Below are 14,140 nucleotides of genomic sequence, written 5' to 3'. Positions count from 1 at the left end.
GTTGTTTTCAAATATACTAATTCTTGATTTATCAAAGAATATTGCGCATCGATCAGGCCGATACACACGACACTTGATTTAGGTGTATAAGGCTGGGCCGGTATACTGGCAGCAGGAGACAAACCCTGTGGGACTATATTTCCAACAATTATAGTTCCACAGTTTTTTTATATAAGAAGGGGTTCCTCAATTATTTGCCTTGTCTTACAAGAAATCTGCTCGTCATTATATTGTAATTTTAGGGTTAACGAGGTATTAGGTAATTTTAAGAAATTGATATTTTTGGTGATTTTGGGAGGAAGAAAAGCTGTGGCTGACAGAAGAGTCAAGTTTGCATTGTTATCCATTATTTCGAATACTGCGCTGATCATATTTAAGGTCATAGCAGGCATTTTGAGTGGTTCCGTCAGTATTATTTCCGAGGCGATCCACTCAAGTATGGACCTTGCCGCATCGATTGTCGCCTTTTTCTCGGTGAGACAGTCAACGAAGCCGGCGGATAAGGATCATCCCTACGGACATGGAAAGATCGAAAATATTTCCGGACTTATTGAAGGGCTTCTAATTTTTGTAGCAGCGGCACTGATTATTATTGAAGCTATTAAGAAAATATTTGAGCCTTCGGAGATTGAACAGGCGGCTGTTGCCATCGGGGTGATGCTGGTATCGGCGCTTGTCAATCTGGTTGTATCAAAAAAATTATATCAGGTGGGCAAAGAAGAGGAATCGATGGCCCTGGAAGCAGATGCGCTTCACCTGAAAACCGATGTTTATACGTCGTTAGGCGTCGGCGTTGGAATCCTGCTGATTAAACTTACCGGACTTGCCGCACTGGACTCCGTTGTCGCGGTCATTGTGGCTTTGCTGATCATCAAAGAAGCGTTTCACTTATGCAAAACAGCCTTTAACTTCCTTCTCGACTCGAAGCTCTCTGATGAAGAAGAAGCTGAGATCGAAAAGATCATTTCTGAGCACAGTCATCAATTCAGAGATTATCACAAGCTTAAAACAAGAAAATCAGGAAATATGAAACACATCGATTTTCATATTACGATTGATCACAACGTTACCGTCAAGGAAGCGCATGATATTATCGGAACCCTGAAAAAGGACATGAGTGACAAATTGAAAAACACCCGTGTGAATATCCATCTTGACCCTTATCAAGACCAGAAAGATAAAGAGATAGACAAATAAAAATATACGTAAAACTGCCGCAAGACAGCATGATAAATCCGTTATGAGAATTTGTTTGGGACAATGGACAGATGAAACAGAATGACAATCGTATAGGATACCTAGTATAAGGCCGGTTCGATCTGAACCGGCTTTTAATTGTTGTTTGTTGAACGTTTTCATCATTTTGTCACACTGCCTACACCTCATGGTCACAAACCTGTTGTACAATCACAAAAAAAGATTCCTGGAAAGGATGAAGATTGATGGGCCCAAAGACCCCCAATACTCCCAATATTCCCAAGAAAAAAATAATCTCCATTGGCATGATTGCTATATTGTGCGTATCCCTTTTAACCTTAACAGCTTGCTCCTCACAGAAGACAGCGGAATCGGACAGCGCCGGTACCGCCCTGGACAGTACTGAGAACCGTATATCCGTTGATTATAATGATGAAGATACCAATGCGGAATGGGATGATACCAAGGCCTCACATATTACTTTTTCGGGGGGCTCGGCGAAGACAGAGGGAAGCGGAGTCAGCGTTGTCGATAACGTTATAACCATTCTATCTGCAGGTACGTATGTTGTCAGCGGCACAATTGCCGACGCTCAGATGATCGTCTACACCGAGGACAGCAAAACTGTCAGACTGATCCTGAATGGTGTCGATATGACCTGTTCAACCAGTGCGCCTATTTATGTGCTAAAATCTGAGAAGACTGTCATTACCCTGGCAGACGGCACGAAAAATACGCTGAAGGACGGCTCAGCCTACACTTACTCGGATCCAAAAGCAGAGGAACCGAATGCAGTGATCTTCAGCAAAAGTGACCTGACGATTAATGGCAGCGGATCATTGAATGTCAAAGCCAACTTCAAAAATGGCATAACGAGCAAAGATGAACTTAGAATCGTGAGCGGCAACATTTCCGTCGATGCCGTGAAGAACGGGATCATTGGCCGTGATTTTCTTGCCGTTAAAGATGGCAGTATCACGGTGAATGCAGGAGATGACGGGCTTAAATCTTCTAATGATGCGGATGCTGCTAAAGGCTTTATCCTGATTGAAGCAGGAACAATCCATATGACTGCCGGTGAAGACGGGATGCAGGCCGAAACAAGCATTTGGTGCACAGACGGAACGATTGATATTACGTCCGGCGGAGGCAGCGCCAACAGCATTAATACAAACACAAATTCAGGTATGATGAGACCCGGCGGTGCCGCACCTGACACTGCTTCGAAGGATGACAGTACGTCCACCGGCAGTATGAAAGGAATCAAGGCTGGTTCTGTGGTCACGATCGAAGGAGGCACGATCAGCATTGACTCGGCGGACGACGGGATTCATTCCAACGGCAGTTTAACGGTAAGCGGCGGAAAGATCAATATTACAGCCGGAGATGACGGGATGCATTCCGATACGACACTGAATATTAACGCCGGAGAGGTTACGATTGCGAAATCCTATGAGGGCATTGAAAGTGCTGTGATCAATATCCATGGCGGGGATGTGAACGTGAAGTCAAGCGACGATGGTATCAACGGTGCAGGCGGTACAGATTCTTCCTCAGTGAATGGCCGGCCGGGTCAAAATGATTTTGCGTCTTCGTGTGATTGCAGTATGAGCATCAATGGTGGTACCATCGTTGTTGACTCAGGCGGTGATGGGATTGATATCAACGGAGCGGTCACCATGACCGATGGAAAGGTCATTGTCAACGGACCAACGGACAACGGCAACGGTGCTCTGGATTATACCGGATCATTCACCGTAACCGGCGGGTTCCTGGTAGCGGCAGGCAGCGCAGGCATGGCAGAGGCTCCGGATACGAATTCATCCCTCTACGCTTTGAACATTAACCTGCCGTCTGATCAGCAGGCCGGGACCATCGTCAGGATCGAAACTGCAGATGGAAAAGAAGTACTTACTTTCGCGCCGACCAAAATGTTCCGGAATCTGGTCGTATGTTCATCGGAATTAACCAAAGGCACAACCTACAAGATTTATTATGGGGGAAGTTCAACAGGCACCTCTGCCAACGGTCTCTATTCAGGTGGAACCTATACGGCTGGAACATGCTACGAAGAGGTTGCGATTTCCGAGAAGGTTACGCGTGTCGGTTCCTATAGCGGAGGAATGGGCGGCAGAGCCGGGAGCACTCAGCCTGGATCCGGTGGCGCACCGGGAGACGGAAGAGGCTTCAAACGATAGGAAGGTATACAGATAAGCTGATAGCATAGATAGAACATTGAACCGAAGATCATCAGAATCAAGAAACCTCCCGATTGCAGGGGGGTTCTTGTGTAAGCAAACGCTATTATGCGTCAATATTGAATACAACGATCAGTAGCATTTTGAATTTCGCGGCAGCAAATATTGCGTGCGGGATAGCTGCAGGCATGACGATGGTCTGGCCTTTTTCCAGCACATAGTCCTGAGATCCGATCGTGATCCGGGCGCTGCCATCAAGGATGTAGACCATCGCATCTCCGCCAGAGGAGTGGGAGCTGATCTCTTCTCCCAGATCAAACGCAAAAAGTGTCAGACTTAAGGCTTTGTTCTGGGCCAGCGTTCTGCTGACGACCTGACCGTTCTGGTAATCTACCAAAGAAGCCATATCCAGAACTTTACCAAAATCAATATTTTTAAGAAAATGTTTTTCCATAAGGATCACTTCCTTTCTTTATTCACATATTCTTAAGCTTTACCCTGTATCTTATATTGTATCTGAAGTATTCCTTTGTCAAATGGGCTGGAATTATGTATTATTAGGATTATAGGATTTTATCCCCTTGATGTGGCGACTCCCCTTGATGTGGCAACCTCTCAAAAGTTAAGAGAACAAATTACCCGAAAGGAAGTAAAGCATGGATTTTGATATTGTTCAAACCCTTTATATGTTACCCGGAATCATTATTGGTCTTACCTTTCATGAGTTTGCCCACGCCCAGACCGCAGTGTGGTTGGGTGATGATACGCCCAGACTGCAGGGCAGGACGTCGCTTAACCCGTTGGTTCATATTGACATTATTGGATTCCTGATGCTGGTCATCGCCCATTTTGGGTGGGCTAAGCCTGTTCAGGTTGACACCAGCAATTTTAAAAACAGAAAAAGAGATGACATTCTGGTATCCCTGGCCGGACCGGTGATGAACTTGTTGCTTGCGGTATGTTTCGTGATCCTGATATGGGCCATCAGTTATATTCCGGAAAGCATCCTCGATAGCAATACTTTAAATATTCTTCAAAGTATCTTTATTAATGCGGTCTGGATGAATGTCGTTTTGTTTGTCTTTAACCTTCTGCCAATCCCGCCGCTCGACGGTTCCCATGTTGTCTTTGGTTTGCTCGGTTTGAAAGACAGCAGTCTGTACAGCCAGATTTATCAGATGAGTACGTTTATCTTACTGATTCTGATTATTACAAATGTGATCAATATCGTGATCGGGCCGCCGATTGAGTATGTCTATAAGTTTCTAATCAGTCCTTTGCTTTGATAAAGATCGTTGCTTTTTAGAGCTTTTAGGGTAGCATTTCTCAGATAATAGCGCTATAATAAACCATGTGCATGCCATTGTGGGTTTGTAGCTCAGCCGGTTAGAGCACCGTGTTCACATCGCGGGGGTCGTAGGTTCGAATCCTATCAAACCCACCATTATTCTAAATACCATAAGGTTACTTGAGAGATATTAGGGGTTGGGAAAGTTACCAAAATATATTTAAAATGCCTAAGACTCCGATCCATTTATACTTATAACAAAGGAGATACTTTCTAATGGATAAACTTGATATTATCCTAGAAAAATTATCATCCATTGATAATAGAATCAATTCTATTGATGATAAACTGGAAGCAATGGAAAAGAAAAACCAAGCAGAACACAAAGAAATTCACCGGAAACTTGATACAATGATTTCAGCAACGGCGAAAAATACTGAGGATATTACAGAACTAAAGGCTTTATAAATAGCTCTTTAGTTTTTTTTTGCCTCAGCCACTTTCCCCACTCCCCATAGGGAACCGTTGCCTTGGCCTCCGTCAGGCAGGTGCCGATTCGAACGCAGTTCTGGAGCATGATTTTGTCGGTCCGGCTTTTAATTAAGTTAATCTCGGCCGCGATTTGCGCCGGTGTCCGGGTAGATAATTCAACATTCATTCTGGTTTCACTCTCTTAACCGATGATATTTTACAGATAACGCTATAAAATATTCCGGTCCCCAGACAAGTGTGAGGGTTTCAGCCCCGATCTGGCGAGATTAGCGTGTTTTATCCCTCCTTTTGCCCTTGAATTAATTGATCAGTTTGTATAGTATTCCATATGTAGGGTTCCAAGCTTCCTGCGTGCCAAAAATAAAAAAGGGGCTGAAGAAAATGGATCTTAGAGAGCGGTTAATCGAAGCCTTCACCAAATTGGGATTTGACGAATACAGAGAAATTAAAGTTGATAACATTGTTTTTTCACAGGATGTATTCGATCAGTGCGCCAGAAATACCTGCGGGAATTTTGGAAAGAACCATGCTTGCCCGCCCGGAGCAGGGACGGAGGAGGAAAGGAAAGCCAGGGTCCGGAAATATGATCAGGCTTTTATTCTCTGTAAAATCATCTCGATCCTCTCCGGCGATGATATGATGGAGTCGATGGGGATTCTGGGCAATTTGAACAAAGCGCTGCGGAAAGAATTTGCTGCGGAAGATGTTCTGATTTTGGGGGCAGGTCCCTGTACATTGTGTGAGAAATGCTCGGCTCTTGACGGAGTACCCTGCCGCTTCCCGGACAAAAAGCAATATTCGATGGAAGGCAACGGGATTGATGTCGTCCGGATGTCCATGGACCAGAAGATGACGTATAACGCAGGAATGGGAAAAGTCGGCTTTTTTTCGCTTGTACTTTATAACCATTAAGGAAGATAGTTGCCCTCAATAGCAGTTAATTGTTTTTTGGGGCGTTAACAAAGTAATTATGAATTTAAAGGATACTGGGATTTCCTTTATTTTATTTGGGATGCTATAATATCCGGAGAAATATCTATCAGAGATAATGATGGAAGATGTTGCAACCATTTTCAAATTGGAAAATGCTTAAAAGGTGGTATTGAGATGTTGGAACTGATAAATGTCGGACTGACGTTAGACGATGACAAGGGAACAGATGTAGAAATCCTTGAGAACATCAGTCTCACCCTGGATAAGAAAAAGATTTACGTCATGACAGGTCCGAACGGGGGAGGAAAATCCTCGATCGCCAAAGTGATTATGGGTATTTACCAGCCTACGGCAGGGAAAATATTATTGGACGGAACGGATATTACTCAGATGGGAATTACGGAAAGAGCGCGTCTCGGCATCGGCTATGCGTTTCAGTCACCGCCCCGTTTCAAAGGAATGAAAGTCCGCGATATTTTGAAGCTGGCTGCCGGTCCGGATAAAGAGGTGAATTCCTGTGATTTGCTTTATGATGTGGGTTTATGTGCGCAGGATTATTTGGATAGGGAAATTAATGCGAGCTTTTCGGGCGGGGAATTAAAGAGAGTTGAAATTGCCAGTATTTTGGCGCGCAACCTGAAAGTGGCTGTTTTTGATGAACCGGAAGCAGGGATTGACCTGTGGAGCTTCCAGAAGCTGACCGAGACGTTCCAAAATTTAAATAAAAAATATGACACGACGATTGTAATTATCTCCCATCAGGAACGGATTCTCCGTCTGGCCGACCAGGTTGTTTTAGTGTCCGACGGAAAAATCAGCGAAGTGACCACCAAGGCTAAAATTCTGGGTGAAATTGAGCTGTTGGATTCCAACTGCGAATGTAGAAACAACTGTACCATTGTAGGAGGAAAAGCCAATGTTGAATGCGATTGATAAAAAAATTCTGGCTGAAGTCGCTGATTTGCATGAAATACCTCATGGGGCCTATAATATCCGTAAAAATGGCGAGAAAGCAGGACGGAACACGACCGCCAATATTGACATTGTCACCAAGCAGGACAAGCCCGGCATTGATATCATTGTAAAGCCCGGAACTAAAGGAGAAAGCGTGCATATTCCGGTTATTCTGTCTGAAGGGATGGATGACCTTGTTTACAATACGTTTGAAATCGGCGCCGACTCGGATGTCCTGATTGTGGCTGGCTGCGGAATTCATAACCCCGGAAGCAAGAAAGCTCAGCATGACGGTGTTCACGAATTTTTTGTCCGCAAGGGTGCTAAGATGAAGTATGTGGAAAAACACTATGGCGAAGGCGATGGCAGCGGAGAAAGAATTTTGAATCCGAAGACGATTATTGAAGTCGAAGAGGGCGGCATGGCTGAGCTGGAAATGGTTCAGATTAGAGGCGTCGACCAGACCAAAAGGGATACGGAAGTGCGCCTGCACAAGAACGCGCGTTTGATTGTCATGGAAAGACTGCTGACTACCACCAACCAGAATGCCGAATCCAATATTACAGTTGAGCTGACAGGAGAAGATGCTGCCGCCCAGATCATTTCGCGTTCCGTGGCGCAGGATCATTCCACCCAAGTTTTTCATTTGAATATGCGCGGCTATGCCCAATGCCGCGGACATATTCAATGTGATTCCATTATTATGGATCAAGCGAAAGTTTCTTCGATTCCGGAAATTTCGGCCTTTCATTCGGATGCTCAGCTGATCCATGAGGCGGCGATCGGCAGGATTGCAAACGATCAGCTGATCAAGCTGATGACGCTTGGTCTCACGGAAAAAGAGGCTGAAGATATGATTCTGCAGGGTTTTCTAGCCTAGTATCGAATGATAGGGTTATCTGATATAATATTAGGGTTAGTGATCTATCAATAGGACGATTTGGAGTTTTTCATTAATAGATAAATTTAATCGGAGATGGGAAGATGCGCAAACTTTCTTGCTAAACGTGAAGTTAAAAGAGCGTTCCAGAGTAAGCAGCAAGTGCTGCTGGCCTTGTGACGCCCACGGAGCAAGAAAGTTTCAATCTTTTAAAGTAATCAAAGATCACATTGGACCGACAGCGTTTTGGAATGTGCATCATGTTAACATTTTTTCTGCACATCAACTGCGTTCAAGGATATTTTGAGGCTGCAAGAATAAACTTTCTTGCAGCCTTATTATTTTTACACGGTGAGGTGATCGTGATGGCGTTGATTAACATCGACCATTTAACGTTTTGCTATGACGGCAGTTACGACAATATCTTTGAAAATGTATCTTTTCAGATCGATACGGACTGGAAACTTGGGTTCACTGGCCGGAACGGGCGCGGTAAAACGACCTTTTTGCAGCTGCTGTGCGGGAAATACGAGTATCGTGGGACAATTGACTCCCCTGTGTCTTTTGATTATTTTCCTTTTCAGGTTACCGATCCCAGTCAAAATGTCATTGAGGTAGTGGCAAGTATCTGCCCTGTTTTTGAACATTGGGAACTTCAGAAAGAATTGTCATTGCTCGAAGTTGCAGAGGATGTCCTGGAGCTGCCTTTTGCGGCCTTAAGCCAGGGGGAGCAGACCAAGGTTTTGCTTGCGGCACTGTTCATTAAGCCCCACAACTTTCTTTTGATTGATGAGCCGACCAACCATCTGGACATAGAGGGTAGGCGCGTTGTCGGGAAATATCTGAACAGGAAAACCGGCTTCATCCTGGTCTCTCATGACAGAGTTTTTCTGGACGGTTGTATCGACCATATCCTGACCATCAATAAAACCAATATTGAACTTCAAAAAGGCAATTTTTCAACATGGTGGGTCAATAAAGAGAGGATGGATTCGTTTGAAACAGCGGAGAATGACAGGCTGCAGAAAGAGATCAAACAATTATCGGCAGCAGCCAGGCGGACAGCCGACTGGTCGGATAAAATCGAGAAAACCAAGAAGGGAACGCTGAACTCCGGCATCAAGCCGGATAAAGGCTATATCGGCCACCAGGCGGCAAAAATGATGAAACGGTCCAAAGTGATCGAAACTCGGCTGCAAAAGAACATTCAGACGAAAGAAAAACTTTTAAAAAATATCGAGCTGGCCGACAGCTTGAGTATGAAACCTCTTTCACACCCGAAAAATACACTTGTGGAATTACGTGACCTGGCAATCTATTATGCGGACAGGAAGGTCTGCGAGAATGTTCATTTTACTGTAGAGAGAGGAGAGCGGGTGGCCTTAAGTGGCATGAATGGCTGCGGTAAATCCAGTGTTTTAAAGCTGCTGATTGGAGAAGACCTTGCCTACAGCGGTAAGGTTAATATTGGAAGTAATCTAAAAATCTCCTATATTTCGCAGGATACCGCTTACTTGCAGGGCAGTCTGCGCAGTTTTGCCGAGCAGTGCCAGATTGAGGAAAGCCGTTTTCTGACCATTCTGCACAAGCTTGATTTCTCAGGCATTCAGTTCGGAAAAGATTTGCGTATGTTCAGCGCAGGGCAGAAGAAAAAGGTGCTCCTGGCCAAAAGTCTCTGCGAGCAGGCCCATCTGTATATCTGGGATGAACCGCTGAACTATATTGACGTCCTGTCCCGAATGCAGATTGAGGACCTTATTGTAAGATGCCGGCCGACCCTGCTGTTTGTGGAGCATGACAGTGCGTTTGTGCAATCAGTAGTAACAAAATATATTAGGCTTTGATCGGTTGTCCTCTAACAAATTTTCAGGGCCCTGAAGTACCGCGGATTTTCTGTTGACAAATGAGGTCTATTAGAATAAACTTACAATTAAGTCTATTGAGATAAACCTTAGGGGGCCATCATGGAAAACTATAAATTATTTGATGCGGAGTATAAATTTGTCAGTATCGTCTGGGAAAAGGAACCGGTGAATTCGACTGAGCTTGTACGGCTTTCTTTGGAAAGACTGGGCTGGAAGAAGTCAACGACTTATACGGTTTTGCGAAAACTATGTGAACGGGGCATTTTAGACAACACGGATACTGTAGTCACTTCACGTATTAAAAAGGAAGAAGTGCAAAAGTATGAAAGCCAATCTTTGATCGAAAAAAACTTTGAAGGTTCTCTGCCGCAGTTTTTAACAGCATTCCTTGATCGGAAAAAGCTCACGGCTAAGGAAGCTGAAGAACTGAAAAGAATTATTGAAGAGGCGATGCAATGAACAGCTTGATGGCAGTATTCAGCACTATTGTCGATATGAGCATGACAGCTTCCTACGTGGCTCTCGGTGTGATCCTGATTCGACTGCTTCTGAAAAGGGCACCGAAAATCTTTTCTTATCTGTTGTGGCTGGCAGTTTTTTTCAGACTGATCTGTCCTGGTTCATTTACCTCAGCTTTCAGTTTTCTAAACGTTTTCAAACCCGCCATGCAGCCTGATGCTTTGCCTGAGACGCTGGTGATGGCAGGCCTTGAGAACATAGATTATGCAATAAACGGTACAGTAAACAGCTCAGTTGGCAGTACGCTGCCTCTGGTCGCAGCAATGGGTGTAAGTCCGCTTTCTATGCTGATGTTGCTTGGCAGTATGGTCTGGATGGCCGGGGTTATGGTGCTGCAGATTTGGAATATTTTTTCCTATTTTAAAATTGCAGGGAAGATCAAAACGGCTACGCTGCTGGATGCTTCTTTACCGGATATTTATGAGACAGATCAAATCAGCACACCGTTTGTTTTTGGCTTTAGGAGACCGAGAATTTACTTGCCTGTAGGAATTTCGTCCCGGGAATTACCCTATGTACTGGCGCACGAAACGGTACATATTAAGAGACGCGATTATCTGATCAAACCAGCGGCATTTCTGGTTCTGATCATCCATTGGTTTAATCCGTTGATGTGGTTCTGCTTTGCGCTGATGGTTAAGGACATGGAAATGTCTTGCGATGAAACGGTTATCAGAAACAAGGGACAAGAGATCAAAGAAGATTATTCCAATTCCCTGCTGGCGTTGGCAGTTCAGAAGAACAGCTTCTGGCAGGCTACCCCTTTAGCTTTCGGTGAAAACAATATTAAAGAGAGAATAAAAAATGTAATCCATTACAGAAAACCCGGTGTTTGGATTGGTACGGCGGCAGTTGTTATGATTGTAGCGTTGATGATTGGATTTGTGGCAAACCCGGTCAATGACACGGCTGCAGGACAGGAAACATACGCTGGTTATGCAGTAGATAAATTACTGGCCAACAAAACACCGTATGTAGGCAATGCGAGCAAGGTTATCGCGCTGATTGACGCGATGCCTTTGCCGAAAGGGGTCGTACGGGATAAAGTCGAATTGCAGACGTCGACCGCGCCGTATGGTTTAACCATTCATTACCGGATCAACGACGTTTCAGCGATTTCTGCGGAAAACGGAATGATCGGTGATGTGTTTGGGCGCAATGCCATCCTGTTGTTCAGCCTAGTCGATAATGTTGAAGTCATTAACATAAAATTTACCGACATCGCGGGAAAATATGAAGGATATAGCACGACTTACTTAAGAAGCAGAATCGAGCAAATCATGCAGAGAGATGTACGCGCATATGCCGAAAGTACCGATTCACTGAAGGAATTGCTTACACGTCTGGAGCATGCGTACTTCAGTCTTGGAAATGAAGGAAATACGGCGGTCAACAGAGCTAAGCAGATTGAGCTGTGCTTGGAGAAAATTATGTCATCACCGTTACCTTCCTCCAATCCCTATGATTATATCAAAGCGCATCAGGCAGAGTACAATATCATTCTGGCCATGGATGAACAAGCACTGCCTTACCTATTCTCCGAATTTGCAAAAGGCGGGCAAACAGGCTTAAAGGGAAGTCTGATGGAGATCCTGTGCCGAAAGATCCTCGGCAGTGAGGATATCAAATACGCCAGTACGAATCATCAGGACTGGTATGATGTCTATAAGAAGCATATCCAGGAGATAACAGACAAAAATAGTTTGGCCTGGGTGCAGGATCATTACCCGAAAGGTGTACTTATTTTGGGCGGAAAACAGAATTAACTTAGACCATCTGTAACGCATTTTTCGTTCTTCTTCCGGGACTCCTAGGATCACCGCCTGGGAGTATGTCAAATTGCGCACTGGTGCGTAATTTGAGTTGCCGGCGGAAGCATCGGGCAGTTTGTTCCCGTACTCTCTGAAGACCTTTATATGTCTGCCGGCCGTACTCTGAGACTCCTCCAGCCACTTGCCCCTTTCTCCATGCTTAAGAAGGGGCCTTGACCTCCGTCAGCCGCCTTTCAATCTCGACAGCGGCGGCAAGGTAACTCCTCTCAGTCGGGTATTTGTCATGTTAATTTCAGCCGCGATGACATGTATTAGTTATTGGATCAGTCATGATATCCACACTCCTTGGGTAGGATATGTGGCCAGGCTTAAAAGTTTGACAACCTCAGTCTTAACAACGGACAATCTTTCTCATCGTATATAAGGTCACCGAAAGTCGAGATACTAAAAGATCAGTAATGCTCAAACCCTTGTAATCTGATATTCTCAAGTGTTATAACAGGTACATTGTTGCCAGTAAACCTGCTGCAGTCATAACGACGGCGTATGGCAGAGCCAGTTTTACCATCTCAGCGTAAGACAGGCGAATCAGCGGTGCAAGTGCAGAAGTCAAGAGAAACAGAAACGCCGCCTGACCATTTGGTGTGGCAACGGAAGGGATATTTGTACCCATGTTGATGGCAACTGCCAGCTTGTTGTACTGCTCCAGCGCAATAGCTCCGGCTTCAAACGCTTGCTTTGTTTCAGTCATATATACCGTAGCCACAAAAACGTTGTCACTGATTGCCGAAAGGACGCCGTTGGCCGTAAAAAAAGCGGCAAGCTGATTCTGTCCTTCGATGTTCAATACCCATTGAATAATCGGCGTAAACAAATGCTGATCATGAATAACCGCAACGACGGCGAAAAATACGACCAGCAGCGCAGTAAACGGCAGCGCTTCTTCAAACGCATGACCGATGCGCTTTTCTTCAGTAACCCCGTTGAAGGCTGTAAGCAGGATAATAATCATCAGACCAATAATACCTACTTCCGCCAGGTGCAGTGCCAGGGAGAAGATCAGCACAACACCGCACAAAGCCATAACAATCAGGCGCACACGTCCGCGCATATTCCTGGCAGTATCTTTGACTTTTACATCATCTTCCATAACCTTTCGCACAGACTCAGGAAGCTGGTAGCCGTACCCCCAGAACTTAGTAACTTCAAGGATAATGGTAGTCAGAAGACCAACGATCAATACCGGGATAGACACAGGGGCACATTGTATAAAGAAATCTACGAAGTCCCATTGCATAATGGAGCCAATTAAGAGGTTCTGCGGTTCACCAACCAGTGTTATTGCTCCGCCCAGCGCAGTGCCCACAGCGCCATGCATCAGAAGATTACGCAGAAAACCACGGAACTCGTTCAGGTCCTCATGATGTTTTTCATCAACACTATGGTCGTGATTAATGTCATACGTTTCGTATACTTTTTCGCTGGAAGCAAACTTGTGGAAGATGCAATAGAAACCATAGGCCACGGCGATAATCACTGCGGTTACGGTCAGCGCGTCCAAAAACGCGGAAAGAACCGCACCTAGAACAGCGAACAGGAATGAAAGCGCGACTTTAGAGTGTACTTTAGTAAGGAGCTTGGAAAACAGGTACACAAGACCTTCTTTCATAAAATAGATCCCGGCAACCATGAACATCAGAAGAAGAATAACCGGCAGGTTCATTTCAACCTCGTGATAGACCATATGAGGGTTAGTAAGTCCGAGCACAACGGCTTCAATCGCCAGAAGCCCACCGGCAGGAAGCGGATAACATTTTAACGCCATTGCCAGGGTAAAAATAAATTCGACAATCAACACCCACCCGGTAACGTACATACCGGCGGTAACCATCAAAATAGGGTTCAACACCAGAAAAGCAAGAATTGTTCTTTTGTACCAGTCCGGAGCGCGGCCCAGAAAATTATCTCTGAAAGCCCGTCCGATGCCCATTTCTTTCATATGTACTATCCTCCCAAGTGAAAATAAAAGACATAAAAAAGAG

The 14,140-nt window shown here is 44.9% G+C and carries 12 protein-coding genes, 1 tRNA gene, 2 pseudogenes and 1 riboswitch; of the genes and pseudogenes, 11 read left to right on the top strand and 4 right to left on the bottom strand.

The window, feature by feature from the left end; genetic code table 11:
- Positions 1-38 precede the first annotated feature (38 nt).
- Positions 39-138: riboswitch (NiCo riboswitch) on the top strand.
- Positions 139-309: 171 nt separating this feature from the next.
- The gene (locus AB3489_RS10395) at positions 310-1,197 is read left to right on the top strand and encodes a cation diffusion facilitator family transporter (protein ID WP_368292807.1); all 888 of its coding nucleotides are present in this window, start codon (positions 310-312) and stop codon (positions 1,195-1,197) included.
- A 245-nt stretch (positions 1,198-1,442) separates the two neighbouring features.
- Positions 1,443-3,395 carry a carbohydrate-binding domain-containing protein gene (locus AB3489_RS10390; protein WP_368292806.1) on the top strand — a complete coding sequence of 651 codons (1,953 nt, stop codon included), beginning with the start codon at positions 1,443-1,445 and terminating at the stop codon, positions 3,393-3,395.
- A gap of 106 nt (positions 3,396-3,501) precedes the next feature.
- Here the strand turns inward: AB3489_RS10390 and AB3489_RS10385 are convergent, their stop codons facing one another.
- Positions 3,502-3,849: a cupin domain-containing protein gene (locus AB3489_RS10385; RefSeq protein WP_368292805.1), complete on the bottom strand. Its 348-nt coding sequence runs from the start codon at positions 3,847-3,849 to the stop codon at positions 3,502-3,504.
- 202 nt (positions 3,850-4,051) lie between these two features.
- Here AB3489_RS10385 and AB3489_RS10380 point away from each other — a divergent pair, with 202 nt between their 5' ends.
- The 3 genes from AB3489_RS10380 to AB3489_RS10370 all read left to right on the top strand — a co-directional run bounded on the left by AB3489_RS10380 (position 4,052) and on the right by AB3489_RS10370 (position 5,151).
- Positions 4,052-4,681: a site-2 protease family protein gene (locus AB3489_RS10380; RefSeq protein ID WP_368292804.1), complete on the top strand. Its 630-nt coding sequence runs from the start codon at positions 4,052-4,054 to the stop codon at positions 4,679-4,681.
- An 81-nt stretch (positions 4,682-4,762) separates the two neighbouring features.
- Positions 4,763-4,839: transfer RNA gene (locus AB3489_RS10375), tRNA-Val, on the top strand.
- A gap of 120 nt (positions 4,840-4,959) precedes the next feature.
- Complete coding sequence (locus AB3489_RS10370) at positions 4,960-5,151, top strand: hypothetical protein (RefSeq protein WP_368292803.1); 192 nt, start codon at positions 4,960-4,962, stop codon at positions 5,149-5,151.
- 16 nt (positions 5,152-5,167) lie between these two features.
- On the opposite strand, the pseudogene AB3489_RS10365 reads toward AB3489_RS10370, so the two are convergent.
- Positions 5,168-5,341 (bottom strand): annotated as a pseudogene (locus tag AB3489_RS10365) (DUF3102 domain-containing protein); the annotation flags it as partial.
- Between the two features lie 215 nt (positions 5,342-5,556).
- Between AB3489_RS10365 and AB3489_RS10360 the strand changes: the two are divergent.
- From AB3489_RS10360 to AB3489_RS10335, 6 genes are all read left to right on the top strand, one after another.
- Positions 5,557-6,087, top strand: a complete 531-nt coding sequence (locus AB3489_RS10360) for a DUF2284 domain-containing protein (protein ID WP_368292802.1) — start codon at positions 5,557-5,559, stop codon at positions 6,085-6,087.
- 195 nt (positions 6,088-6,282) lie between these two features.
- Positions 6,283-7,041 (top strand): ABC transporter ATP-binding protein, encoded by a 759-nt coding sequence (locus AB3489_RS10355; RefSeq protein WP_368292801.1) that lies wholly within the window; start codon positions 6,283-6,285, stop codon positions 7,039-7,041.
- Entirely contained in the window at positions 7,025-7,942 is a 918-nt protein-coding gene (locus tag AB3489_RS10350) for a SufD family Fe-S cluster assembly protein (RefSeq protein WP_368292800.1), read from the top strand. Before AB3489_RS10355 ends, AB3489_RS10350 begins: the two co-directional genes overlap by 17 nt.
- 365 nt (positions 7,943-8,307) lie before the next feature.
- Positions 8,308-9,786 (top strand): ribosomal protection-like ABC-F family protein, encoded by a 1,479-nt coding sequence (abc-f, locus tag AB3489_RS10345; RefSeq protein WP_368294624.1) that lies wholly within the window; start codon positions 8,308-8,310, stop codon positions 9,784-9,786.
- Between the two features lie 120 nt (positions 9,787-9,906).
- Complete coding sequence (locus tag AB3489_RS10340; RefSeq protein ID WP_368292799.1) at positions 9,907-10,266, top strand: BlaI/MecI/CopY family transcriptional regulator; 360 nt, start codon at positions 9,907-9,909, stop codon at positions 10,264-10,266.
- Positions 10,263-12,092, top strand: coding sequence for a M56 family metallopeptidase (locus AB3489_RS10335; protein WP_368292798.1), 1,830 nt, complete (start codon positions 10,263-10,265; stop codon positions 12,090-12,092). The genes AB3489_RS10340 and AB3489_RS10335 overlap by 4 nt, the downstream gene beginning before the upstream one ends.
- A gap of 81 nt (positions 12,093-12,173) precedes the next feature.
- Here the strand turns inward: AB3489_RS10335 and AB3489_RS10330 are convergent.
- Positions 12,174-12,275: pseudogene (locus AB3489_RS10330) on the bottom strand (preprotein translocase subunit SecA); the annotation flags it as partial.
- Between the two features lie 316 nt (positions 12,276-12,591).
- On the bottom strand, positions 12,592-14,097 hold the full coding sequence (nhaB, locus tag AB3489_RS10325; protein ID WP_368292797.1) for a sodium/proton antiporter NhaB: 1,506 nt from the start codon (positions 14,095-14,097) through the stop codon (positions 12,592-12,594).
- Positions 14,098-14,140 lie beyond the last annotated feature (43 nt).

The sequence above is a fragment of the Dehalobacter sp. TBBPA1 genome (assembly GCF_040931655.1).
In the GTDB taxonomy this organism is placed as follows: Bacteria; Bacillota; Desulfitobacteriia; order Desulfitobacteriales; family Syntrophobotulaceae; genus Dehalobacter; species Dehalobacter restrictus.
This window is presented reverse-complemented; position numbering and strand designations above follow the sequence as displayed.

Excerpts from the sequence above, each read along its gene's own strand:
- AB3489_RS10370 (WP_368292803.1), top strand. The coding sequence starts at position 4,960 with ATGGATAAACTTGATATTATCCTAGAAAAATTATCATCCATTGATAAT.
- abc-f (WP_368294624.1), top strand. The coding sequence starts at position 8,308 with ATGGCGTTGATTAACATCGACCATTTAACGTTTTGCTATGACGGCAGT.
- AB3489_RS10350 (WP_368292800.1), top strand. The coding sequence starts at position 7,025 with ATGTTGAATGCGATTGATAAAAAAATTCTGGCTGAAGTCGCTGATTTG.
- AB3489_RS10355 (WP_368292801.1), top strand. The coding sequence starts at position 6,283 with ATGTTGGAACTGATAAATGTCGGACTGACGTTAGACGATGACAAGGGA.
- nhaB (WP_368292797.1), bottom strand. The coding sequence starts at position 14,097 with ATGAAAGAAATGGGCATCGGACGGGCTTTCAGAGATAATTTTCTGGGC.
- AB3489_RS10390 (WP_368292806.1), top strand. The coding sequence starts at position 1,443 with ATGGGCCCAAAGACCCCCAATACTCCCAATATTCCCAAGAAAAAAATA.
- AB3489_RS10385 (WP_368292805.1), bottom strand. The coding sequence starts at position 3,849 with ATGGAAAAACATTTTCTTAAAAATATTGATTTTGGTAAAGTTCTGGAT.
- AB3489_RS10335 (WP_368292798.1), top strand. The coding sequence starts at position 10,263 with ATGAACAGCTTGATGGCAGTATTCAGCACTATTGTCGATATGAGCATG.
- AB3489_RS10380 (WP_368292804.1), top strand. The coding sequence starts at position 4,052 with ATGGATTTTGATATTGTTCAAACCCTTTATATGTTACCCGGAATCATT.
- AB3489_RS10340 (WP_368292799.1), top strand. The coding sequence starts at position 9,907 with ATGGAAAACTATAAATTATTTGATGCGGAGTATAAATTTGTCAGTATC.
- AB3489_RS10360 (WP_368292802.1), top strand. The coding sequence starts at position 5,557 with ATGGATCTTAGAGAGCGGTTAATCGAAGCCTTCACCAAATTGGGATTT.